At 69.7% G+C, this 23319-nt stretch carries 22 protein-coding genes, 1 tRNA gene and 1 riboswitch; of the genes, 9 read left to right on the top strand and 14 right to left on the bottom strand.

From position 1 onward, the window contains the following. Positions 1-162 precede the first annotated feature (162 nt). On the bottom strand, positions 163-957 hold the full coding sequence (locus ABD284_RS22525; protein WP_344147188.1) for an SDR family oxidoreductase: 795 nt from the start codon (positions 955-957) through the stop codon (positions 163-165). A 323-nt stretch (positions 958-1280) separates the two neighbouring features. Between ABD284_RS22525 and ABD284_RS22520 the strand changes: the two genes are divergently transcribed. Next, on the top strand, positions 1281-2417 hold the full coding sequence (locus ABD284_RS22520; protein WP_344147185.1) for a winged helix DNA-binding domain-containing protein: 1137 nt from the start codon (positions 1281-1283) through the stop codon (positions 2415-2417). A gap of 623 nt (positions 2418-3040) precedes the next feature. On the opposite strand, the gene ABD284_RS22515 is transcribed toward ABD284_RS22520, so the two are convergent. Continuing rightward, complete coding sequence (locus ABD284_RS22515; protein ID WP_344147182.1) at positions 3041-3349, bottom strand: hypothetical protein; 309 nt, start codon at positions 3347-3349, stop codon at positions 3041-3043. A 186-nt stretch (positions 3350-3535) separates the two neighbouring features. Beyond that, a riboswitch (guanidine-III (ykkC-III) riboswitch) is annotated at positions 3536-3601 on the top strand. Positions 3602-3612: 11 nt separating this feature from the next. On the opposite strand from ABD284_RS22515, the gene ABD284_RS22510 reads away from it, so the two are divergent. The 4 genes from ABD284_RS22510 (at position 3613) to ABD284_RS22495 (ending at position 5814) form a co-directional block, all read left to right on the top strand. Then, the gene (locus tag ABD284_RS22510) at positions 3613-3927 is read left to right on the top strand and encodes a DMT family transporter (protein ID WP_344147179.1); all 315 of its coding nucleotides are present in this window, start codon (positions 3613-3615) and stop codon (positions 3925-3927) included. 530 nt (positions 3928-4457) lie between these two features. Next, a complete protein-coding gene (locus tag ABD284_RS22505) occupies positions 4458-5222 on the top strand; it encodes a helix-turn-helix domain-containing protein (RefSeq protein ID WP_344147176.1) in 765 nt (254 codons plus the stop codon). Positions 5223-5417: 195 nt separating this feature from the next. Continuing rightward, a complete protein-coding gene (locus tag ABD284_RS22500) occupies positions 5418-5537 on the top strand; it encodes a DLW-39 family protein (RefSeq protein WP_217783044.1) in 120 nt (39 codons plus the stop codon). A 204-nt stretch (positions 5538-5741) separates the two neighbouring features. Next, positions 5742-5814 (top strand) — tRNA-Ala (locus tag ABD284_RS22495). 335 nt (positions 5815-6149) lie between these two features. Here the strand turns inward: ABD284_RS22495 and ABD284_RS22490 are convergent. Together ABD284_RS22490 and ABD284_RS22485 are read right to left on the bottom strand one after the other, a co-directional pair. Beyond that, positions 6150-6440 (bottom strand): hypothetical protein, encoded by a 291-nt coding sequence (locus ABD284_RS22490; protein WP_344147167.1) that lies wholly within the window; start codon positions 6438-6440, stop codon positions 6150-6152. Continuing rightward, the gene (locus tag ABD284_RS22485) at positions 6437-6631 is read right to left on the bottom strand and encodes a hypothetical protein (RefSeq protein WP_344147164.1); all 195 of its coding nucleotides are present in this window, start codon (positions 6629-6631) and stop codon (positions 6437-6439) included. Before ABD284_RS22485 ends, ABD284_RS22490 begins: the two co-directional genes overlap by 4 nt. A 506-nt stretch (positions 6632-7137) precedes the next feature. Between ABD284_RS22485 and ABD284_RS22480 the strand changes: the two genes are divergently transcribed. Next, positions 7138-8418 (top strand): NsdA family TPR-like regulatory protein, encoded by a 1281-nt coding sequence (locus ABD284_RS22480; RefSeq protein ID WP_486387779.1) that lies wholly within the window; start codon positions 7138-7140, stop codon positions 8416-8418. On the opposite strand, the gene ABD284_RS22475 is transcribed toward ABD284_RS22480, so the two are convergent. The 4 genes from ABD284_RS22475 to ABD284_RS22460 all read right to left on the bottom strand — a co-directional run bounded on the left by ABD284_RS22475 (position 8399) and on the right by ABD284_RS22460 (position 12452). Beyond that, the gene (locus ABD284_RS22475) at positions 8399-9058 is read right to left on the bottom strand and encodes an HAD family hydrolase (RefSeq protein WP_344147158.1); all 660 of its coding nucleotides are present in this window, start codon (positions 9056-9058) and stop codon (positions 8399-8401) included. The genes ABD284_RS22480 and ABD284_RS22475 overlap by 20 nt on opposite strands. 460 nt (positions 9059-9518) lie before the next feature. Beyond that, positions 9519-9749 carry a hypothetical protein gene (locus ABD284_RS22470; RefSeq protein WP_344147155.1) on the bottom strand — a complete coding sequence of 77 codons (231 nt, stop codon included), beginning with the start codon at positions 9747-9749 and terminating at the stop codon, positions 9519-9521. Between the two features lie 24 nt (positions 9750-9773). Next, the gene (locus ABD284_RS22465; RefSeq protein WP_344147209.1) at positions 9774-10652 is read right to left on the bottom strand and encodes a RelA/SpoT domain-containing protein; all 879 of its coding nucleotides are present in this window, start codon (positions 10650-10652) and stop codon (positions 9774-9776) included. Between the two features lie 1296 nt (positions 10653-11948). Continuing rightward, a complete protein-coding gene (locus tag ABD284_RS22460) occupies positions 11949-12452 on the bottom strand; it encodes a GyrI-like domain-containing protein (RefSeq protein ID WP_344147152.1) in 504 nt (167 codons plus the stop codon). Between the two features lie 535 nt (positions 12453-12987). On the opposite strand from ABD284_RS22460, the gene ABD284_RS22455 reads away from it, so the two are divergent. Next, complete coding sequence (locus ABD284_RS22455) at positions 12988-13638, top strand: DUF1707 and DUF4870 domain-containing protein (protein WP_344147149.1); 651 nt, start codon at positions 12988-12990, stop codon at positions 13636-13638. A 210-nt stretch (positions 13639-13848) separates the two neighbouring features. Here the strand turns inward: ABD284_RS22455 and ABD284_RS22450 are convergent, their stop codons facing one another. Next, entirely contained in the window at positions 13849-14448 is a 600-nt protein-coding gene (locus ABD284_RS22450) for a hypothetical protein (protein ID WP_344147146.1), read from the bottom strand. A gap of 391 nt (positions 14449-14839) precedes the next feature. Here ABD284_RS22450 and ABD284_RS22445 point away from each other — a divergent pair, with 391 nt between their 5' ends. Next, positions 14840-15355 carry a peptidylprolyl isomerase gene (locus ABD284_RS22445; RefSeq protein WP_344147143.1) on the top strand — a complete coding sequence of 172 codons (516 nt, stop codon included), beginning with the start codon at positions 14840-14842 and terminating at the stop codon, positions 15353-15355. 15 nt (positions 15356-15370) lie between these two features. Beyond that, positions 15371-16273: a rhomboid family intramembrane serine protease gene (locus ABD284_RS22440; RefSeq protein ID WP_344147140.1), complete on the top strand. Its 903-nt coding sequence runs from the start codon at positions 15371-15373 to the stop codon at positions 16271-16273. A 352-nt stretch (positions 16274-16625) separates the two neighbouring features. Here the strand turns inward: ABD284_RS22440 and ABD284_RS22435 are convergent, their stop codons facing one another. The 5 genes from ABD284_RS22435 to ABD284_RS22415 form a co-directional block, all read right to left on the bottom strand. Beyond that, positions 16626-16880: a cell division protein CrgA gene (locus ABD284_RS22435; protein WP_311546438.1), complete on the bottom strand. Its 255-nt coding sequence runs from the start codon at positions 16878-16880 to the stop codon at positions 16626-16628. A 208-nt stretch (positions 16881-17088) separates the two neighbouring features. Then, complete coding sequence (gene pknB, locus ABD284_RS22430) at positions 17089-18867, bottom strand: Stk1 family PASTA domain-containing Ser/Thr kinase (RefSeq protein WP_344147135.1); 1779 nt, start codon at positions 18865-18867, stop codon at positions 17089-17091. 77 nt (positions 18868-18944) lie between these two features. Beyond that, positions 18945-20456, bottom strand: coding sequence for a serine/threonine-protein kinase (locus ABD284_RS22425; protein WP_344147132.1), 1512 nt, complete (start codon positions 20454-20456; stop codon positions 18945-18947). After that, on the bottom strand, positions 20453-21895 hold the full coding sequence (locus ABD284_RS22420; protein WP_344147129.1) for a peptidoglycan D,D-transpeptidase FtsI family protein: 1443 nt from the start codon (positions 21893-21895) through the stop codon (positions 20453-20455). The genes ABD284_RS22425 and ABD284_RS22420 overlap by 4 nt, the downstream gene beginning before the upstream one ends. Further along, the gene (locus ABD284_RS22415) at positions 21892-23268 is read right to left on the bottom strand and encodes an FtsW/RodA/SpoVE family cell cycle protein (RefSeq protein WP_344147206.1); all 1377 of its coding nucleotides are present in this window, start codon (positions 23266-23268) and stop codon (positions 21892-21894) included. Before ABD284_RS22415 ends, ABD284_RS22420 begins: the two co-directional genes overlap by 4 nt. Positions 23269-23319: the final 51 nt, after the last annotated feature.

The raw sequence follows: 23319 nt of genomic DNA, 5'->3' as shown, positions 1-23319 counted from the left end.
CGCCGATGGTACTGCCTTCATGGTGGGGGTGGGAGAGTAGGTTGCTGCCGCATTTTTTGTTGGTGGGGGTGTGGCCCGTTTGTTCGGGTTGCGCCCCCGCCTTTTTTTATGCCCGAAAACAGCGGGCAGGTCCAGCGGAGACGAACGGCTCCTGACAGAGCACTACTCCCCCGGCTCCTCCTCCGCGGCGCTCAGATACTCCTCCCAGGTCTGCCGTCCGTCAGCATGGCCCGCCGCCAGGCTGGCGCCGCTGCGGAACGCGCCCGCGATCTCTCCCGGGAACGGGATCCTCTTCACCGGCCGCCCCCGGCCCCGGATGTGCTCGTACGACTCGGCGAGGCTTTCGATCGAGCGGACCTCGGGGCCTCCCATGTCGACCGCACGCCCCGCGGGTTCCTGACGCGCGATCCCGACGAGGCGCTCGGCCACCTCGTCGGCGGCGACCGGCTGGAACCAGAAACCCGCCGGCACGGGCACGACGGGCAGTCTGCCCGCTTGCCCGAACAGCCAGTCGAGAAGCTCGTGGAACTGAGTGGCGCGCAGAATCGTCGACGGAAGACCCGACTCCTCGATCAGCTCCTCCACCGCGAGCTTGCCTTTGTAGTAGCCCAGTGGCACGTAGTCGATGCCGACGATCGATATATAGATGAAGTGGCTTACCCCTGCCCGCGCCGCCGCGGTGATGACGTTCGCGCCGGCCGAGACCTCTCCGACGGGCGAGTCGGCTACGTGTGCGCAGTGCACCACGGTGTCGACTCCCTCGAGGGCGCGGTCGAGCCCTCGGTCCGCGGCGAGGTCGCCGGTGATCCACTTGGCGCCGTCCCCCTGCGCGGGTGCCGCCCGGCGGCTGAGGACGCGGACCTCCGTGTCCTCGTCGTCCGCCAGGCGGCGGACGATGAGGCGCCCGAGCGTCCCTGTTCCGCCCGTGACCAGTGTCTGTGTCGGTTTGTTGGCCATGGCAGTGATTCTCCTCCGCAGTCGCCTGTCCGGCTCCGCCGCCGCGCCGGATCGGCGCGCCACGTTCGCCGCTTTCCGCGCGTCCGTCGCACCGCTCCCCCGGCCCTCGACCGCCGTGTTCGGCGCCTGAGCGCGCGGCCGCGATGAGCCGTCGGCCCGCCGCCGGCGGGAGGCAGGCAACGATACCCGGCTCTTCCCCCTCGCCCTACCCGCTTCGGCACAGATGTGTGTCCTCACCCTGTGAATAGGCGCAACGGACTGTTAACTCCTGGCATGGTTGTCGTTACGTCGACACGTCCAGGAAGTCCAGGAGGGATTGCGCGATGCCGCTCACCGTGGACGATGGCCGGCTGCGCGCTGCGCGGATGCACGCGCAGCTGCTCATGGGGCCGCCTGCCGCGGGCGTCGTCGGTGCGGTGCGGGGCGCGGCCGCGCTGCAGGCGCAGGACGCGCAGGCGCTGCGGTTGGCGGTTCGCGCCCGGACCTCCGGGCTGACCACCGCCGATGTGCGCAGCGCGGTGGCCGAAGAGCGGTCGATCGTGCGCACGTGGGCGATGCGCGGCACCCTGCACGCGCTGCCGGCGTCGGACGCCGGCTGGATCGTCGACCTGCTGGGCCCCGTCTTCGTGCGCAGGTTCCGCAGGCGGCGCCTCGAACTGGGCCTGGACGACGCGTTGTGCGAGCGGGCCGAGCGCGCGATCCGCGAGGTGCTCGCCGGCGGCACGTGCCTCCCCCGCGAGCGGCTGGTCGAGCAGCTGAACAAGGCCGACGTGCCCGTCCCGGCCGAAGGCCAGGCGCCCGCTCACCTTATGGCCTACGCGGCGATGCGGGGCGTGGTCTGCCGCGGTCCGGACACCGCGGGCGGCGACGGCGGCGAACCCACCTATGTCCTCATGCGGGAATGGGTCGGTGAGTGGGAGGCGCGCGATACCGGTTCGGCGCTGGCGAAGCTGGCGCGGCGGTACCTGTGGGGCTACGGACCGGCTGCGCTCGAGGACTTCGCGGCCTGGTCAGGGCTGCCGGCCCCGATGGCGCGCCGCGGATGGGAACTGGTCGCATCCGAGGTCGCCGAAGTGGCCACGAGCCGCGGGCCCGTCTGGGCGCCGCGGGAGTTCGCCGAAGCGCTGCCCACCGCCGGGCCGACACCCGCCGTCCGGCTGGTCGGCGCCTTCGACGCGTGCCTTCTGGGCTACAAGGGACGCGACCTCGCTGTGCCGCAGCAGTACGGGGGGCGGATCGCGCCTGGCGGCGGGCTCGTGCATCCGGCGGTCCTGGTGGACGGTCGGGCCGTTGCGCGGTGGAGCTGGGGGCGCGGGCGCGAGTCGGTGGTCGTCGAGCCGTTCGCGCACCTGCCGGCGGTGCTGCGCGGACCGCTGGAGGCGGAGGCGGCCGACATCGGCCGATTCCTGGGCCACGGCCGGACGCGGCTGGATGTGCGGGAGGCGGCGGGGGTCCACTGACCGGGGCGTCGGCTTCGCCGATGCGGAACCGGGGCCGCCGGAGCCCTCACTGGATCGGCGCCGAACCGGCGCAGGACCGCGCCAAACCGCGCCAAATCGAGGGCGGACCGCGCCGGATCGACTGCGGATCCGCAGGGGAGGATTGCCGGCACGCGCGTGCCGCACGGCCGGCGTCCGCGGCCGGACACAGTCGGCCGTGCGACGGGAGCGGGGCGGATCGGGTGCGGAACAGTTGCCACTGAGGCCTATCGGGGCCCGACACGCGCCACCGCACGCGGGAGGTAAAACCGCGCCCGCGCGTTACCGAATCAGGCTTCGAGGGGTTGGGGGCTGAGGGCTAGTCGTCGTCGGGATCGGCACCCGCGGGGGTCTCCATAAGCTGGCGCACCAGCGCCATGAACTCTTCGTCGCTCATCGCGGCCCAGTCCACACGCTCGTTCATGGTGGCCGGATTCCCCGGATTCAAGATCAATAAGCCTGAATCAGACCTTCCGCGGGCTAATTCCCGGTAAACGATTGTGGCGTGCGATGTCTGCCGAGCGCACAGGTACAAAAGAGGCCTGAGCTCGTCGCCTCGGGTCCGACCGGGTGCGGCCACCGCGGTGCGCTACGGCCGGCGGGCGTCAGAACCGGCGGTTCACCGCGCCGCGGCACTGGGGGCAGCGGCAGCGCTTGTTGTAACCGGTCAGGGTTCCGTGGGGAATGTCGGGGTCGCGTTCAGCGGTGAGGGTTGCGTCGAGCTGCTCGCCGAAGGTGGTGAGGATTCGCGCCGCGGAGAACACGCGCTGTGGGCTGACACCGAGGTCGCGCGCCGCGTCGTCGATGTGGACACCCTTGCGCAGCTTGGCTATGAGGCGCGAACGCGTCGACGGGGGAAGCTCCTCCTCGGCGTTCGCGATCAGCTGCTCGGTGTCGTCGATCGGTTGGCTCATTGAGTTCCTTCACCTGTGCACGGGTGCATGCTCCCGTCGGTCCTTCTGCATCGTACGCGGTCCCTGCGACGGTTCGGCGCAGGGCCGTGGCCGACCGTGACAGCGCGGTCACGGCGAAGAGGCGTCGAGAACAGGGCCGGAAAAAGGGGGGAATAGGGACGGGTTCCGGCATGGTTCCACCGGTTCGGAGAGGCCGTCCCGGTCCCCCCGGACGAGGTGCGCCGTACCCGGTCAGCGACAAGACGGCGCGGTTCGGAGGGGTCATGGCCTGGCTGCTGCTCGTTCTGTCCGGTCTGTTGGAGAGCGTCTGGGCGACCGCGCTCGCCGCGTCGAACGGCTTCACCCGTTTGTGGCCGTCCGCCGTGTTCGCTGTGGCGCTCGCGTTGAGCATGTCCGGCCTCGCGCTCGCGCTGCGCTCGATCCCGGTGGGTACCGGGTACGCCGTCTGGGTCGGCATAGGCGCGGTGGGAACGGCGATCGCGGGCATGGTGTGGTTCGGGGAGGCGGCGAGTGCCGCACGGATCGTGTGCCTGCTGCTGATCGTCGGCGGGATCGTCGGGTTGAAGCTGCTGCACTGAGCCGGGGCGGGCGGGAGCAGTGGGGAGAGGGGTACCGAGCGTCTCCGCCCGGGACCCCTGCGGGCTGCGGCGGACCGGTACGGGCTGCCGCGCGTGCTCGGGCGGTCGCACCGTCGCCGTCCGGGGCGTCCCGAAGACGTCCGGTCGCGGCGGCTCGGGCGGGCACACCGTTCCCTACCGCATTCGGCTGTGCCATGGAACGCGATCCGGGCAGCACGAATCCGCGTGTCACGATCCGGTCATCGCTCGCCGGCAGTCCGCTCCGACGGCCATGCTGTCCTGCAATTTTCCCTGGTCGCACACTGTCACTTCCGAAACGCCCGCGAGCAGGTGCGCGGCGACTTCCGCCGGCGGATATCCCGTGGTCGGACGCTGATTTCTAGAAACGCATTGCTAGAGGCTAGACCGAGTGCTTCTCTGGAGCCACGTAGCCAGTACTCAGCGTGTACGGGACGGGCGCCATGACCAGCCCCACTGTTCGCCGCCGGCGACTCTCCGCGGAATTGCGCCGCCGCCGCGTCGAAGCGGGAATGACCCTCAGCGATGTGGCCGATGTCCTCGAATGGTCTCCCGCCAAGCTCGGGCACATAGAGACCGGCATCCGGAAATGGCCGTCCGTGATGGAGGTGTCTGCGCTGCTGAAGCTGTACGGGGTCACCGGCGGCCAGCGCGAGGCCATCCTCACCATGGTCCGCGAGTCGCGGCTGCGCCCCTGGTGGACGGAGTACGAGGACGTCATCTCCTCCGCCTACGTCGGCAACGAGGCCGGAGCCGTCGCGATCGAGACCTACGGCGGGATGCTCGTGCCGGACCTGCTGCAGGTGCCCGAGTACACGGCGGCGCTCGCCCGCTCGCAGGGGCACGGCGCCCTCGGTACCGAACGCATGGTGGCCGCGTTCCTCAAGCGCCAGGAGGTGCTCGAACGCGACACCCTGGAGCGCTACCACGCGATCGTGGAGGAGGACGCGCTGCGCAGGGTGAGCGGCGACTCCGCCCTGCTGCACGCCCAACTGCGCCGCCTGATCGACCTCGGCCGCCGCCACGACCGGGTCGTCATCCGGCTGCTGCCCAGCTCCGCGGGCCTGCACCCGGGCAGCGCCGGCCCGTTCACCGTGCTGGAGTTCGACGAGGGCGAGGCGTCCCTGGCGTTCGTCGAGGCGACCCACGGCGGCGGGATCGTGGAGTCCGAGGACGGCGTCGCGGCGTGCCAAGACGTGTGGTGCCGCCTGGTCGCGGCGACCAGTACGCCCGAGGCCACAGTCACGACGCTCAACCGGCTCGCCCTGCTGACATGAAGCCCCGGCCGCATCGGGCGGGAACGCGCCGACGGGTTGCTAGTCTGCGGGGGAGACAACCCCATAAAGTTCTCTAGTGGCGCCTTCCGCACAGCGGACGGGAGCCCGGCAAGGGAGCACCCGGCCGCGCTCCCCGACCGGCGGTGGGCTACACGTCCCGTTATCACTATCCGAGACCAAGAAGGGGTGCACACCATGAAGAAGATCATCGTTCTGGTGCTGGTGGCGCTCGGTGCGTTCGCCGTCTACCGCAAGATCCAGGCGGACCGCGCCGAGCTCGACCTGTGGACCGAGGCCACGGCCGGCGACAACTAGCCGGTATCGGTCCCACCGGCCACGGCGCGGTACACGCGCCGGTGGCTACTTCGGCGTACCCGGAGTCGTGGGCGGACGTCGTCCCCTGCGGCCCCCACGCTTCTGGGACCGCCTGCGAGTGGTGCCTCCTCCACCCCGAGCGCTACGCCGGAAAAGAGCGACCGGCACTGCCCGCCACACGGTATGATCGACACTGATCAAACCGGGGCCATAGCTCAGCTGGCAGAGCGCCGGTTTTGCATACCGGAGGTCAGGGGTTCGACTCCCCTTGGCTCCACACCTTTCCTCGCAGGTCAAGCGAGCAACGACGGCCGCCCGGGTCCAGCACCCGGGCGGCCGTCGTGTGTCTGATGCACATTTAATGCACATGGCTTGGGTCTACCCCGCGCGCTTGCGGGTCCGGCGAGTGGCCGAGCGCGCCTTGCGGAGCGCGGCCGCGCGCTGGTCGCTCATCTGCTTGGCCACCTCGTCCAAGCGGTCCGGGCGAAGAGACGGGCATATGGGTGACGATGCGGCCCGGCTCGGTCAGGGTCAGTGAGACGGTCCGCACACCCGCGAGCGCGCGGCCGGTGGGAAGGCCGTTACCACGGCGACCGGCCGCGCGGGCGTGACCTACTCGGGCGGTAGGAAGTCGTTCCAGTACACGCCCTCGCTCACCTCGAAGAGCTGTTCGGCGACCCACGGCGAGGACAGCAGGGACCGCGACGAGCGCCCGGCGCGGGAGGGTGGATCCTCCAACTGCCGTACGAACCGCTCGACGTCGGGTTCGATCAGCGTCGGGGCGTGCGCGGCGTCGCGGTCAACAGCCGTGGCGAGCCACAGGTGTTCAGTGCGCCGGATGCTCCAGCGCTCGCCATAGCGCGACCGCAGCAGCGCCAGCAGCGCGTCATTCGCGGTGCTCATATCAGCACCCCCGACCCCGCCCCGGCCAGGGCCACGGCACTCGCGCGGCGGCGTTCCTCGCGCCGAGCCCGTTCGGCCGCTTCGCGTTCGCGCATGCGCCGCTCATGGGCGAGCACATAGGGGCGGACGTAGGACGCCCGCGCATGGCGGGGCGGGTAATAGGACTGGGGGTGCGGCGTTAGCCTTGTCATCGTTCCACCTGTCTCAGTCAGGTCGGGACCACGCCCCCGGACGGCGCCCACCGTCGCGGGGGTCTTCGCTGCCGGAGCAGCCGGACGGATGCGAAGCCGCAGGCGAAGGACAGAACGCCGGCTGTTCAGCGCGCCGAGCAGTCGTTCCGCCGGAGGCTTGTTGCGCGGGAGTCACGCGGCAGACGAGACGCCCGTGCCACGACAGGCCACGCACACGACGAGCCGCACGGGGATACCGGTGACGCCGGACCCGACGACGACCAGCTTCCGCGGTCGCACCGTCTTGCGGCCCCGCCCGCGGCGGGAGCGGCACTTGGGGGTTGCTCGCGTGTCTCCCATAGGACTCAGCATCCCGAGCAGTAAGGGACGATCAAAGGTCCTCCATAGGTCTCATTGAGGACTCTCATAGGACTTTCTCTGGATTTTCTCGGGCCAAGAGTCCATTCGGTGCCCTATTGAGCGCTATGGTCGAAGGACGGGACGAGCCCAACCGGAGGTAAGAGGACATGGCCCGCTCGGCTGGCAACACTCGACTGAAAGCAGCCCGGCAACACGCCGGTTACGCGTCTCAACAGGCCCTCGCTGATGCGATGACCGCAGCCGCACCCATGCTCGGTATCCGCAACATGCAGGTCAGCGCCCGTCAGATCCGGCGTTGGGAGTCGGCGAATCCACCGTGGCCGCGTAACGACCATCAGCGCCTCTTGGTTCACCTGCTCCAGCTCCCGGTCGAGGAGTTGGGATTCACGTCCCCGTGGAGTGGAGCGGAGGCCGAAGGGTCGCCGGCACGGGCTACTCCTCCGGTGCCCTACATGCCCGCCAACTCAGGCGGATCGGCCTTGCCTCTCCCGCATGCCAACGTCGCCGTCCAACCGGCGACGGCGGGATCCGACTTCGCCGCGATCAACGCGGCATACCGGCGCTTGTACTTCACAGTTCAGCCCGCCCAGCTCCACCCGGCCGTCTCCGAACACACGCGATTGGGCACGCAGCTTCTCGCCGAAACCACCGGCGTGCCGCGCCGCATTCTGGCGGCAGCTCTGGCCGAGTCGCTGCTGCTGGTGGGGCGCATCGAGTTCTTCGACTTGCGCCAGGAGTCCGACGCCGACGCGACTTATGTCCGCGCCCTCCAGGCAGCGGGAGAGGCCGACGACCCGCTCATGGGTTCGGCGATCCTGGCTCACGCGGCGTTCATCCCCGGTTGGGACGGCGACCGCGAGAAGGCAGCCGAGCGCACGCGTGCAGCACGCACCTACGCGCGGCGCGGTCAGCCCTCGGCCGAGTTCCTGGCGTGGCTGGACGCCGTCGAGGCCGAGTGCGAGACCCTGTGCGGCTACCCGCGCGAAGCGTTGCGCCTGATCAACCACGCCGAGGCGGTGTTGGCCGAGGCGGGCGACGAGCCGTCGCCGGAGTGGTTCAACTGGTTCTCGCCGGTGCGCTTGGCGGCGTTCAAGGGCAACACCCAGCTCAAGGCCGGACAGCCCGCCCAGGCGAAGGAGACGCTTTTGGGCGCGCTGGAGGTGATCGGCGGGGAGAGCGGCAAACAGCGCTCGGTCGTTCTCGGCGATCTGGCGGCGGCCGCAGTCGCACAGAAGGCCCCCGAGGAGGCGTGCGCGTACGCCGAGCAGGCGTTGAACCAGCTCGCAACGGCGTGGTACGCGACCGGCATGGACCGCATCAGCGAGGTCCGCCGGTCGTTGCAGCCGTGGGCGGACACCGATTGCGTCCGCCGCCTCGACGACCGGCTGTACGGTTGGGAGGCGACGCTCAGCGCGCTCCGGCGTTGACGTCGGCGACGTGGCCCGGCAGCTCGGAAAGGGCAGCGATCCGCATCGTGGGGATGCGGTCAGCGTCCGGGTCGCCCTGCTGAATGGTGCCCCACGGCCCCCGCCGTATGAGCGCAGTATGAAGCCCGACCGCAGCAGCCGGCATGACGTCGTTGTCCAAGCGGTCGCCCACATACAGAATCTCGTCGGCCGCACACGGCGCTTCCTGCACCAGGCGCCGGAAGAACCCCTCATCGGGCTTGGACACGCCCCAATCGTCGGACGTGGCGATCATGTCGTTGGGCAGGTCGAGCGAGCGCAGGATGCCCCCGGCCCGCACGGTCTGATTGCCCGCGATGCCGACCCACAGCCCTTGCTCCCGCAGCCTCGCCAGCGACGGCCGCACGTCGGAGTAGAGGTCAGCTTCACCGAATGTCTCGGGTTGACCGGCATCGGCCCGCTTCTGCCGCTGGTCGGCCAAGTCGAAACCCGGCTGGAAGACCTGGAACGTCTCCCGGTAGTCGAGCCCCCGAGCGATGACGGCTCCGAACATCGCCGAGAACGTATGACGCGGCACCCCGAGCCAGTCAGCCCACGTCCCGTACTCGGTCGACTCGTCCACCAGGCACTCACCGACATCGAACACCACAGCACGGATCATGTCCGCCAGCCTAGGACGGTGCCGGGCGACGAGCAGACAGCGCCCCAGCATTGCCGAATCCGGCTATATGAGATCAAGGCGACGGCGCTCCGCGCCGTCGCTCCCGGCTTGCCGTCCGCCGCTCGGGCTGCGGGCTGCCGCCCGGTCCCGAGCGCGCGGACGACCGCCGGGGCCGCAGCACCGCGCGCCCGCATCAACCCCATCCGCCCCTTGCGGTCGTGCCGTCGCCGGAGCACGGCCAGTCAGAGCGCCGACAGGTTCACATCGGAATCCGCCCTATGGTCGCTGGCGTTCTAGGTCCCGAGGCACTCGGTCGCGCGACCCTGTCTGTCTTCGGTGGCCGGCACCGGCGCGACCGAGCACCTCGGACCGGATCGTGGTCGCCGTGGGGGATGAAGAAGCGCTGGTGTAACTCTTCGACGCTGCGACCGACCGCACGCCTCATAGCGCACGCACAGGCTCAAGCGATGCGTGCTGCCAGCTCATCCAACCCAAGGAAGTAGCGGCCATGGCTCAATGTCATGGCCTCTCGGGTTCGCGCACCCAGTACCACAACCTCTACAGAGGCCCGATCTCGGTACTCTCGCTCCAGAGCGAACCGAGCCTCCAGGGCGTCCCTGCGGCGCTCGTACTCTTGTTCGCGCAGCACAGCGCCGGACGAGCGGTCGTAGACTACGAGAACATTGGTCATGCTCATACGATACCTCACGAGGGGCTAGCTGTCGCTGAAGGGTTCCATCTCTCGGATCGCTTCGCGTAGATCGGCCAAATCATTATGAACCGTCAGCCACAAACTTTGAATTTCTTCGGGTTCGCTTTCGTTCTGTGACTCTTCATTCTCAAGGCCAGCGATGAGGTCACTGATGGCCAAGGCGAGTTCCACGAGAGACTCACGGTAGGCGTAGGCGGCGTCGTAGACGCGATCAAGGTGGTATTCCTGTTCAGGTGTTAGATCTGCTGATCGCTCTATCTCATGCCACCAATGTCGCGGCGGATATCCATATCGGATATCTCGGCCTACTAGGTCCGCCAACTTCTCGAACATTTCAGCCCATTCATGCTGCCAGCGAGTTCTTACCTGGATCTCCACTGGAAGGCCGTTAGGGTAGACGATAACGTGCACGGCGCGGTACCCATGGCTGGGATTTGTGCGTCGATCTATGACTCGTGGTTCTCGCGGGAAATCACTGAAGGCGGCTGCGATTTTTCCTGTTGCGCGATCCTGCTCATTTCTCGTGGTTGGTAGTACTATTCGAAGTCCTGCGAGGTCTTGGATGCTTTTTAGCCAAGAACCCCCATGTCGATCCAGCTTTTCGAGAATTGTTCCGGTGTTCTTTATGCGACTGGTGCACGAATAGCCGAGTTCCTCAATTTTTTCTGTAGTTAATTCCAAAGTTTCGTCATAGGTCAGCAAAATCTGACTCAGGTTATTCAAGTCCTCTTCGCGGGGAGGTTTGTATTTTACTAGGTTTTCTCCTATTCGGGTGATTTTTGACTTGCTGAAAGGTAGGGTCATGGCGTGATTGTACATCGCGATGGGCTGTGGCTCGGCAGTAATATGAAAAGCTGCCTCTGATTCATGCGCGTGCACCATCACTCAAAATAAAGTAAGTAGTAGGTCCCTGGCAGGAGCGGGTGTAGTCGTCCTGCCGGCTACCTTTGGTTTGGACTGACGTTGGCGTGACAACGTGGCTCGAACTCGAGGCAGTCTCGCTGCACGAGAGCTGAGGACTGAGTGGCTCGTGAGCGAGGGCGGGGTGGGGCAGGTGATGCACATTTAATGCACATGGCGTCGGGAGAACCGGGGAAAGCGCGGGAACCGGCGGGATGCATCCGCCCAGGCAGAGAGCCAATCCGCTTGATCATCCCAGGTGCCACAGTCACCCCCAGGCGATTTGCATACCGGAGGTCAGGGGTTCGACTCCCCTTGGCTCCACACCTTTCCTCGCAGGTCAAGCGAGCAACGACGGCCGCCCGGGTCCAGGATCCGGGCGGCCGTCGCGTGTTCGGGTGCCTTTGCGCGCCCGGCGTTGTCGGCGGTGACCCCTTGGCCGCCGCTCGGGCGCGCGGTGTGCCGACCCCTCGGCTTGTGTGGATTGCCGGTCGGAGCCGTCGGTATCGGGGCACCTCATCCCGGGGGCGGGAGCAGACCTTGAAGCGGTCGCGCGGCGCCTGGGCATCGTGACCGGGCTTTGTTCGCGGTTGCGGCGAGCAGCCTCTCCCCCGTGAGTCGCTGACGTGCACCGCGGGATGCACATGCTGTTGCGTCGGCGTGATCGGGTCGGCGGGGGTGTGGCCGGCGGTCCGCGCTCGCGGCGTCGAAGGCGATCCTGAGCGTGCGGACGGCGCCGGGGCGCAGATGCTAGGCGGGCTGCTCGGGGCGCGCGGTAGCGGGGGCGGGGGTGTGGACGCGCGGGAGCGGGCGCGGGGCGGGGGACGTGCGCGGGCGGGGGCGGAGGGCGGTGCGCGAGCACATCCGGCAGGGGCAGGCGGGGTGCTGTGCGTTCATCATGGTCCGATTGTGGCGGCTTCCGGTGACAATACTGATGAGTAGCCGTACCCGGATCCCCCGCATGGCCGAACGCGGTCACCAGGGAATACGGGAGCACGGCCGCGCTCGGTGCCGGGCCGGTGCCGATGATGCCGCCGGGCGCGGGCCGGGCGCCGTCGTCGAGGAGCGGGCAGCGATCGGCACGGCCCTTCTGCTTCCCTGAAACCGCCGTGAAGCGCCGCGGCACGCCGTAGGGGCCCCGCTCCGGCTACCCGCCCCCTGCTCCTCCGCCGACGCGAACCGGGCGGTTCGCGGGTGCGTGGTTCAGGGTGGTCATCCGCCGGCGAGCGGGGCGGCGGTGCGTGCGGGTGCCGGAGCGGGGCCGCCGGGTGCGGCCGATCAGCTTTCGGCGTCGCGGACCAGGTAGGCGAGCTCGACGGAGCAGGCCGCCCCCAGGTTGCGCACGGGGCTGGTCAGGTAGAACTCGAACCGGCCGCTCCAGACCTCGCTGTCGCCCTGGCCGCGCTTCATCCAGGTCAGGTCGTGCTCAGCCGCCCAGGACCGCAGTTGGGCGTGGGCGGCGTCGAGGCGCTCGGGGTCGCCGATGTGGGACAGCAGCGCGTACTCGCCCCCCGGGATCACCCCCGGCACCACGCGTCCGTCCCCGGCCACCGGCTCGCCGATCGGCGTTCCCACTTCCAGGATGTGCTCGCGCTCGCCGCCGCCGACCACCCAGTAGCGGAAGAACGGCGGCCCCGCGGCCGGTATCCCATTGCCCCGCAGCCAGTCCCGGACCTCGGTGACGAGCGCGGCGGCCTTGCCCCACTCGCGCGTCGTCACCTTGGTCGGAATGGCCACATAGGGCTGCTCGGTAAGTACTTCGTGTCTTGGCACATCGGTCATCGGTTCCCCCCGGTTCCGCTCACCGCCACCGCCGCCGCACGGCGCCCTGCGGCCGCGGTGGCTCCGCGACTGCATCTGCTCGGGACTACGTGCCAAACTCTCCCTGTTCAGGCGGCCGATGGCCCGTAGGCACACGGCGGAATGCCCCGAGAATGCTCAGGCGGTGTTTTCGCGGAGCCGCAGGTCGCAGGCTCGGTGCCGGGGCGCCGGCGGCCGGTTCGCCCGTCCGGCGCGGCATCCGTGCCCCACCCGCGCCCGACCTGCGCCCGCGCCCCACACCCGCGCCCGACCTGCGCCCGCGCGCCCCGCCCCCGCCCCGCCGTCCGGCCGGACGCATTCGTCGAACGGGCGCAACCGCACCCGGCGGACGGGCCGTAGACCGCATAGTCTGGAAACCCGAAGGGGCCCCCGAAGCCGCTGAACCAGGGAACGGTCAGGGGCTTCCCCCATACACCGCGCGCGGTCGGCGGAGCATGATGGAGGCGGGAAGTTATCCGCGGTGCCGCCGGCGGCGGCCGAGCGTCGAGGAGTGAGGGTGGCTGTGTACGAACCTCCGTCTCCACCGCCCGCGGGCGGCAGCCGGGACCCCGTCCCGCAGCGCCGCCGCAGCGGGGGCCAGGAGCTGCGGCTGACCCACGCCGACCGCGACACCGCGGTCGAGACCCTGCGGGAGTGCTACGCCGCCGGCCAGTTGGACGAGGACGAGTTCGAGGAGCGCCTCGGGCTGGCCATCAACGCCAAGTTCCCCTCCGAGCTGGAACCCCTGCTGACGGATCTGGTGCCGTCGCAGCAGCGAAAGGTCGGGCGGATCGCCTCGGACAAGGAGGACAAGGAGAAGGAGGGGCCGCGCTCCGCCTCCGACCGGATGCACGCCAGCCTGGGCCACTTCTCCGGGTACTTCACCTTCATCGGCCCCCTGCTGCTGCTGGCGACCAGCCGGGACGTCTCGCCGTTCGTCCGCAGGCACCTCACCGAGGCGCTGAACTACCAGATCACCGTCGCGGTCGCCTCGATCGCGGCGATGGCGCTGGGCTTCCTCATCCTGCCGCTCGTGCTGTGGGGCTTCATGATGCTCGGCTGGATGTTCATGCCGGCCGTCGCCGGCATCACCGCCCTGATGGGCGGCGAGATGCGCTACCTCTTCACCTGGCGTCCCGTGCGCGACAAATCCGAGCAGGGAGCCTGACCCCCCGGACCCGAGCGTGACCGCTCCCTGACCCCGGCGCCGCGCGCCGCCGCCGCGCGCCCGCCGCTACCGGACCGCGCCGCGGTCCGGAAGGCGGCAGGAAGCAGCAGGGGCGACGCACCGAGCCGCGGCGGCCGTCTCGAACACACGAAGGCCCCGCCGACATCGCGGCGGGGCCCGTTTCGTGCGACTCGGGTGTCACCCCTGCGGTCACGGGGTTACGCGTCCGTTGAGGTCGCTCGCGGCCTGCTTGGCCCCGGAAGCCGTGGTGTCCTTCGCCTCCTGGGCGTCCTCCTTGAGCTCGGCTCCGGTGCCGGCCACCTTCTCCTTGGCGCTCTTGGCCTTGGCGGCGAGCTGGTCGCGGGTCTCGCGGACCTGTTCGCGCGCCTGGTCGAGGTTCTCCTGCCAGCGGGCGTCCTGGGCGGCCTGGCGCAGCCGGACCACGCCGTACACAGCGGCTGCACCGGCAACGGCCGCGCCGGCGATGAACAGGGTGCGCGGCACGCGGCGGCCGCCGCGGCGCGCCAGGATTCCGCTGCGCTTGGCCTTGCGGGGCTCGACCCGGCCCGCCGCGTAGCTGAGGAGGTCGGCCACGCGGGGAGCGACGGTGTCCTCGACACGGTGGGCCGCGGTCTCCAAGCGGGGCGCCGTCCATCCGCGGGCCTGGTAGAGGCGCTCGGCAGCGGTCTGCCTGGCCTGGTCGGCGTAGGGGCCGAACCGGTCGGACTGTTCGCGTGCGAGCTGCTGCAGTCGGGCCATTGCCGCCTCAGTCTCGAAGCCGCCCTTCTGGCGCTTCAGCGTTCTGGGCACGGTGACCTCCTTTTCCATTCGTCTCCGTGTGCCCCTGCCCTATGGCGGAGCACCTATGCGCGCGGTGTCGGCGACGTGGGTCACCGCCCGGGCCGCCCGTCGTGGAACCGCCTCCGTATCCAGGGACGACGCGGAGCTCGGCATTCCGATTCCGGCGTTATCCCCGTGTTATCCCAACATACTGCGGATCGGTCGGATGGCCGCATGTTCAACACGCTTACCCGCGACCTGGCCGCAGGTGGCCTCCGGAGTCCGCCGCGGGCGGCGGGCGGGCGGCGGCGTGTACGGGCGGCGCCGCGGCCGCCGGCCCCGCGCGCAGGGCCGGAACGCGGTCGGGCCACTGCGGGTAACGTGGATCGGGCAAGCGAAAACTACGGAAAGGCGTACCCAGGTGTCCGAGGTCATAGCGCGGTTGAACACCAACCAGGGGACGATCGTCGCCAAGCTCTTCGCGGAGCAGGCCCCCGAGACGGTCGAGAACTTCGTCGGACTCGCCGAGGGGACGAAGCAGTGGATCGACCCCACCACCGGCAAGCCCAGCACCGCGCCGCTGTACAACGGTACGATCTTCCACCGGATCATCGACGGCTTCATGGTCCAGGGCGGTGACCCGCTGGGCAACGGCCGCGGCGGCCCCGGCTACAAGTTCAAGGACGAGTTCGACCCGTCGCTGAAGTTCGACCGCCCCTACCTGCTGGCGATGGCCAACGCCGGGCCCAACACCAACGGCTCGCAGTTCTTCATCACGGTGGGTACCCCCGACTGGCTGAACCGCAAGCACACCATCTTCGGCGAGGTCGTCTCGGGCACCGAGATCGTCGACACGATCTCCAAGGTCGCCACGAACGCGCAGGACCGTCCGCTGGAGGACGTCACCGTCGAGTCCGTCGAGATCGAGCGGTCCTAGGCGGCGGCTGCACCCATGGACTCCTCCCCCGTTGACGGCTCGGGACCGGGCGCCGCGGAAGTTCCCACCTGCTACCGGCACCGCGATCGCGAGACCTATCTGCGGTGCTCCCGCTGCGACCGGCCGATCTGCCCCGACTGCATCCGCGAGGCGCCGGTCGGCCAGCACTGCCCGCAGTGCGTCTCCGAGGGAAACCGGGACGTGCGGCGCTCGCGCACCGTCTTCGGCGGCCGCGTCGCCGCCCGGCCGGTCGTCACCTGGGCGCTGCTGGCCCTGATCGGTGCGGGGTTTGTGGCCCAGTTCGCCTCGCCCGGCCAGTGGCTGTCCTCCCAGTTCGGCATGAACGGCCAGGCCGTCGTGTTCGGAGGGCAGTGGTACCGGCTGGTCACCTCGGCGTTCCTGCACGTCGGGGTGATGCACCTGCTGTTCAACGGGCTGGCGCTGTACATCGTGGGCCAGCAGGTCGAGACCGCGCTCGGCCACGCGCGCTACACGGCGCTGTGGGTGCTCAGCGCCGTGGGCGGTTCCGTACTGAGCCTGCTGCTCGCGCCGGAGTCCTGGTCGGTCGGCGCCTCGGGCGCGATCTTCGGGCTGTTCGGCGCCGTGTTCGTGATCGGCCGCCGGCTGCGGCTGGACATCCGGTTCATCGTCGGACTGCTGGTGGTGAACCTGCTCATCACGTTCCTCGTGCCCAACATCGCCTGGGCCGGGCACATCGGCGGTCTGGCGGTCGGCCTGCTGCTGGGCGCCGCCTACGCCTACCTGCCGCTGGGCACCGAGAGCGCCGGTGCGGACCGGCAGCGCCGGCAGGCGCTCACACACTGGCTGGCCACCGCGGGAGTCGCGGTGCTGCTGGCGGTGGTGGGGGGCGCCGGAGTGGCGCTGCTCAACGCGGGAATCGTCCTGCTGCCCGCCTGACGCGGAGGGCTTCGCCGTGTGTCTCCGGGCGGGGTGCCCGGAGACACACGGGCATACGAAAAACAGCTACCCACAGCTTGTGGATAACTCTGTGGACGGCTGACTGTCCGGTTGTCGGTGAATACGCGGCGCGACGCGCCGTTCTGCACGCGGCGTCGGCCGGACGGGCCGCGGCGGTGTGTGCCTTCGCCGGAAGCGGCGAGCGGAGACGTCCGGCGCATCGCGGCGCCGGGGCCCTGCTCGCAGAGGCCGCCGCGGGACGGCGGGCCCTGCGTGCGGGCGGGTCTCCATCGGGTGGACGGTGGAGGTGGGCGGGCTCCGAAGAGCCCCGGCCACCAGGACGCTCAGCGCGTCAGTGCCAGCGCGTGCCCAGGATGAGGGCGAGGATGATCCCGCCGAAGCCGATGGCCAGGTTCCAGTTCCCCAGGTCGCTCATGTAGGGGATCATCGAGCCGGCGATGTAGTACACCGCGATCCACAGAACGCCGAGCACCATCAGCGTGACCAGCGTCGGCAGTACCCAGCGGGGACTGACCTTCGGCTTGGCGGCCGACGGCGGCGGCGTGTAAACGGCCTTCTTCTTGCGATCGCTGCGGGACTTGGGCACGGTCGCTGCTCCAAATACGAATCGGCCGGGAACTACGGATCTCGGTTCCTATCAGTCTACGCCCAACAGAGCCTCCACGGGACGTCCGCGGCGGCCGCTCTACCGGCTGGAACGCCTGCGGCCTGCGCGGAAACCGTTCCAGCCGGGCCCAGAACCTTCGGCTCCCGATCCGGCCGGAACGGTGCACCGGCGCGCCCCATCGGGCGGATCAGCCCTCGTTGGGCGGCCACGGAAGCCCGCTGGGCCACCCTTCCGGCGTCTCGGACTCGCCGCCGCCCGGCGGGGTCGGGGTATCGCTCGGTGTGGGCTGCTCCGGCTCCTCGGATTCGGTGGCCAGCACCACGGTGACCGTGGATCCGGGGTCGACCTCGGTGCCGGCACTGGGGTCCTGGCGGATCACCCGGCCCGGGTCGACGGAGTCGCTCGCCTCCTCCTGGAAGCTGGCGGTCAGCCCGGCGTCATCGAGGGCGCTCTGCGCCTCCTCCTGGGTCATGTTGGCCATGTCGGGTACGGCGACCTGCTCCGGTCCTGTGGAGATGACCAGGTCGACGGTGCTGCCGGGGTCGGCGGACTGGCCGCCGCGCGGACTGGTCCGTACCACCTGCCCCTCGGCATAGGACGCCGACGCCTCCTCGCTGGTGTCGCCGATCTCGAACCCGGCGTCCTGGAGCGTCTGCTCGGCGCTCTGCTGGTCCTGCCCGACCACGTCAGGAACCTGCTTGGAGCCCGGACCGGCGGATATCTGCAGCTCGATCTCGTTGCCGGCGGTGCTCATCTCGCCGGCGGGCGGATCGGTGCCGATCGCGTTGCCCTCTTCGACGTCGTCGCTGTTCTGCTCGTCGACGGTGACGTTGGTGAAGCCCGCCTGCTCCAGCTCCTGCTGCGCCTCGGACCTCGACATCCCCGACACATCGGGGATCTCCATGCGCTCCGCGGGCTCCTGGGTGAACAGCCAGACGGCGAAGCCCAGGGCGGCCACGACGGCGACGGCGAGCAGGATCCACAGGGCGGTGCGCCCCCCGCGGCGCTCGTCGCGGCCGTAGTAGTCGTCATCGTCGTAGTCGTCGCGCCGGTCGCGGTCGTCCACGGGGGGAAGCGCGGACGTGGCGCCCGCAGGCGCGATCGCCATCGTGCTCGCCTCGGTGGGCATGCCCTGCAGACCGCGCTGGATGTCCTGGCGCATCTCCTCGGCGGTCTGGTACCGCTGGTCGCGGTCCTTGGTCATCGCGCGCAGCGTGACCTCTTCGAGCCAGGCCGGGATCTCCGGGTCGACCTGGGAGGGCGGCACCGGCTCCTCGCGCACGTGCTGGTAGGCGATCGAGACGGGGGAGTCGCCGGTGAAGGGCGGCTGACCGGTGAGCAGCTCGTAGAGGACGCACCCGGTCGAGTAGATGTCGCTGCGAGGGTCGACCCGCTCGCCGCGGGCCTGCTCCGGCGAAAGGTACTGCGCGGTGCCGATGACCTGCGACGTCTGGGTCATCGTGGCCTGGTTGTCGTTCATCGCGCGGGCGATGCCGAAGTCCATCACCTTGGCTTCGGCCTGGCGCGTCAGCATGACGTTGGCCGGCTTGATGTCGCGGTGCACGATGCCGTTCTGGTGGCTGTACTCCAGCGCGCGCAGAATCCCGTCGGTCACCTCGGCGCAGCGCTCGGGCAGCAGCCGGCGGTCGTCGTCGAGCAGCTCCTTGAGGGTGCGGCCCTCGACGTACTCCATGATGATGAACGGGATCGCCAGCCCGTCGACCATGTCCTCGCCGGTGTCGTAGACGGCGATGATCGAGGGGTGGTTCAGTGACGCCGCCGACTGCGCCTCGCGCCGGAACCGGGTCTGGAACGTGTGGTCGCGAGCGAGATCGTGGCGCAGTGTCTTGACGGCCACCATGCGGTCCAGCCGCAGATCACGGGCGCGGTAGACCTCGGCCATGCCGCCGCGCCCGATGACTTGGTCGAGCTCGTAGCGGCCGCCGAGTAGCCGTGGCTGTGACATGTCGTGAACTGTTCCTCGTAATCCGCGCTTCGGGCGTCAGCCCCGCGCCTGGCGAGTGTCGGTCGCGTCGTTGCCGGTCAACCTGTCTCCGAGCCGCCCCCTGAGGAGTCGCCGGTATCTCCGCCGTTGCCCGTCTCAGGGGTGCTCCCGCCGTTCGCGGGCGGGGTGCCGCCGCCTCCGGGGTCGCCGGTCGAGGGCGGCTCGTCGTCGCCGGTGGGCTCGACGGGTTCGTCCGTCGCTCCGTCCCCGCCGGTGGGCTGGCTCGTCGGCTGAGTCGAGGGTGTTTCAGAAGGCTGCGACCCGTAGTCCGTCTCGTCGCCCTCGGGCGGCGGGTAGTCCTCTACGCCGGAGCCCTCGTCCGACGTCTCCTCCTGCGTGTTCGACGGCTGAGGCTCCGATGCGCTCTCCGACGTGTTCGGCTGCTGGTTGCCCACGTTGTTGCCCTCGGCCTCGGGCGTACCGAAGTAGCGGCCCGCCCAGACCACGCCGAGCACGAGGACGGCCGCGGCCGCCACGGCGGCCAGCACCAGCGGGAGGCTCGCCCGGCGCCTCGGCGACGAGGCCTCGGCAAGACTATCGTCTCCGTATCGGCCGGTCGCAGGCCCCATCCCACCGGCCTGCGCGCCCCCGGCCACGGTGGACATCGCGTCCGGCGAGGTCGTCGGGGCGACACCGGCGACCATCGTGTGCGCCGGGTCGGGCAGGTCCATGGCCGTGGTGGAGCCGCCGAGCGCGGCGTCCATGCCGTTGCGCAGGCGCTGGGCCGCGGCGGCCACATCGCCGGCCGACGCGGGCCGGGCCTCGGGCGACTTCTCCAGCAGGCGCTCCACGAGCGCGGCGGCCTGGGGCGGCACGTCGGCGGGCAGCGGAGGCGGCGGTTCGCGGGTGTGGGCCAGGGCCAGGGCCAGCGGCGTGTCGGCGGTGAAGGGCGGCTGGCCGGCCAGGCACTCGTAGGCGACCACGCCCAGCGCGTAGATGTCGGAGGCGTGGGTGGCCGGGCGGCCGGACGCCTGCTCCGGCGAGATGTACTGGGCGGTGCCCATCACCATGCCGGTCTGGGTGAGGGTGACCGACTCGTTGCCGCGGGCGATGCCGAAGTCGGTCAGCTTGACGGTGCCGTTCTCGGTGACCAGCAGGTTGCCGGGCTTGATGTCGCGGTGGACCACGCCGCGGGCGTGCGCCGCCGCCAGCGCGGCCGCCGCCTGGCCGACGATGTCCAGCGTGACGCTGGGCTCCAGGCCGTCGTTGCGGCGCAGGATCGACGCCAGCGGCTCGCCCGGGACGAGCTCCATGATCAGGTAGGCGTGGCCGTCCTGTTCGCCGTAGTCGTAGACCTGGGCTATGCCGGGGTGCGACAGGCCGGCGGTGATGCGGCCCTCGGTGCGGAACCGCTCGCGCGAGGTGGGCTCGGCCATCTGCGCGGGATGCAGCAGCTTCACCGCGACCTCGCGGTTGAGCAGGGAGTCCTCGGCCCGCCAGACGGTCCCCATGCCGCCGGAGCCGATCTGCTCCTGGAGCCGGTAGCGGCCGCTGAGCACGGTGCCCGCCAGGGAGCCCGGGCCGGGGGAGCCGGCGTCGTTCTCGCTCACTCGTTGATCACAGCCTCCATCATGTCCTGCGCGATCGGAGCGGCCAGCGTTCCGCCGCTCGCCCCGCCGTGCTCGACGACCACCGCGATGGCGACCTGGGGGTCCTCGGCCGGTGCGAAGGAGATGAACCAGTTGTGTGTGGGACCGCTCGCGGTCTCGGCGGTACCGGTCTTGCCGGCGACGTGGATACCGGAGATCGCGCCGGCGGGGCCTGAAGCCTCATCGCCCTCGGTGACGCCGATCATCATCTCGGTCAGGTCGTCGGCGGTGCCGGAGCTGATGGCGTCGGGGAAGGCGACCTCGGGCTGGGCGGCCTTGACCTCCTCCAGATTGGAGTTCTGCACGGACTCGACCAGGTAGGGCTTCATGACGTCGCCGTCGTTGGCGACACCGGCGGCGACCATGGCCATCTGCAGCGGAGTGGCCTGGATGTTGGCCTGGCCGATGCCGGCACGGCCCAGGATATTGGGATCGGTCTCCACAGGTGCCGCACTCTCGGTCACTTCCAGCGGGATCTCCATCGGGCCCTGGTTGAAGCCGAACGCGGACGCCTGCTCGCTGAGCGCCTGGCCGCCGAGGTCGATCGCCCAGTTGGCCATCGACGTGTTGCAGGAGATCTCGATGGAGTGCGCCAGGGAGTCGGGGGCGCCGTCGTTGCACGGCCCGCCCCAGGCGTTGGGCAGCGGAGCACCCAGATCCAGGCTGGCCGGCGCCTCCTGCGTCGACTCCGGGGTTGCGCCGTTCTCCAGCGCGGTGGCCGCCGTGACCACCTTGAAGGTCGACCCGGGCGGGTAGACCTGGTTGAAGGCGCGGTTGAGCAGCGGCTGCTGCTCGCTGGCCTCCAGCTCGGTCCAGTTCTTGGCCGCCTGGTCGGTCTCGGTTACGCTGGCGACGCTGTTGGGGTCGAAGGTGGGCGAGGAGTAGGAGGCCAGGACCGCCCCGGTCTTGGGGTCGAGCGCGACCGCGGCCCCGTTCTTGCCCAGTGCCTGCAGCCCGTCCATGGCGGCCTGCTGCGCCTTGGCGTCGAGAGTGAGGTAGACGTCGGCGCCCTCGGGCTCCTCGCCGGTCAGCATGTCGCGGAAGTTGTTCACCGCCAGCAGCTCGTTCGAGCCGTCCAGGAACGAGTTCTCGGCCCGCTCGATGCCGGTGGCCGAGCCCGCGCGGAACGCGCCCACGACGGGGGCGTACTTCTGACCGTTCTCGTAGTGGCGCTGGTACTGCTCGCTGTCGCCGCCCACCGGCTTGGAGTAGGCGACCTCCTGGCTGCCGACGAGGATGGAGCCCCGGTGCTGAGTGAGGCTCTCGATGAACTGGCGCCGGTTGTAGGGGTGTTCGCGCAGGTGCTCGGCCTGGAACGTCTGGATCCAGGACACGTTGAGGAGCAGCACACCGAAGAGTGCCATGGTGAAGATCGCGAGGCGGCGGATTGGCTTGTTCATCGTGAGATCACCTGTGTCGCGCCTTCGTCCTGGATGGCCTGCGGGGCCGGCTTGCGTGCGTTGTTGCTCATCCGCATCAGCAGCGCCAGCATGATCCAGCTCGACAGGAGGGCGGAACCGCCCTTGGCGACGAAGGGGATGGTCGCACCCGTCATCGGGATCACCCGGGTGACGCCGCCGATGACGACGAACGTCTGGAAGGCGATCAGGAACGAGATGCCCGAGGCGAACATCTTGATGAAGAGCTCCTTGGAGGCGAGCGCGATGCGCATGCCGCGCTCGACCAGCAGGGCGAGGGCCAGCAGCATCACCATGACGCCGGCCAGCCCCAGCTCCTCTCCGAAGGCGGTGAAGATGAAGTCGTTCTGCACCTCGGGCACGTAGCCGGGCTTGCCGCCGCCCAGGCCGGTCCCCGTCATGCCGCCTTCAGCCAGCGCGAACAGGCCCTGGACGAGCTGCTGGCTGTTGCCGGAGACGTTGCAGAAGGAGTCGGGGTTGGCCATCGCCTCGTCGGTGCAGTACACGTCCGGGCGGAACGCGTCGAGCCAGGTGACCATGCGTACCCGGAAGTGCGAGACGAACGGGTAGATCAGGGCGCAGGCGCCGAAGAACGCGGTGAGCCCGATCACCAGCCAGTTGGCGCGGTGGGTGGCGACGTAGATCATCGCCAGGAATGTGCCGAACAGCATCAGCGAGGTGCCCAGGTCGTTCATCAGGATGACCAGGACGATGATGCAGAAGCCCCACATGACGGCCATCGGCGCGGTGTCGCGGGCCCGGGGGAGGTCCAGCACCTTCAGCGGACCGATCTTGACCTGTCGCGACGCCAGGGCGAGCACGTCGCGCTTGGTGACCATGTAGCCGGCCAGGAACACGACCAGGGCGATCTTGGCGAACTCCGAGGGCTGCAGCGTCGTGACCCCGAGGTCGACCCACTGGCGGGCGCCGTTGATCGTCTGGCCGATGCCCGGGATGAGCGGCATGAGCAGCAGAACCACCGCGCCCAGCGCCATGATGTAGGGATAGCGCTGCAGGGTGCGGGGCTCTTTGAGGAAGAAGACGATCGCCGCGAACACGGCCATGCTGGCCGCCGTGAGGATCAGCTGGTCCAGCGCACTGCCCTTGCTGGTGTCGCCGGTGGCCTCGAACAGGCGCCAGAGCATGGCGATGCCCAGGCCGTTGAGCAGGGTCGCCAGCGGCAGCAGCAGCGGGTCCGACCACGGCGCGAAGAAGCGGATGAAGAAGTGCGCGAGGAGCGCCAGGCCGCCGAAGAGCACGCCGAAGACGAAGAGGCTGGCCGGCATCTCCCCGTTGCGGGTGAGGCCGGCCTCGATCATCGCGAACAGCGTCGTGCCGACCGCGATCAGCGTCATCACCAGTTCGGCGTTGCGCCGCTTGACCGGTGGCAGCTGCGTAGGGGCCTC

This window comes from Streptomonospora arabica (assembly GCF_039531585.1).
In the GTDB taxonomy this organism is placed as follows: Bacteria; Actinomycetota; Actinomycetes; order Streptosporangiales; family Streptosporangiaceae; genus Streptomonospora; species Streptomonospora halophila.
Note: the sequence above shows the minus strand (reverse complement) of the source record. Positions and strands in the feature narration are given on the sequence as shown.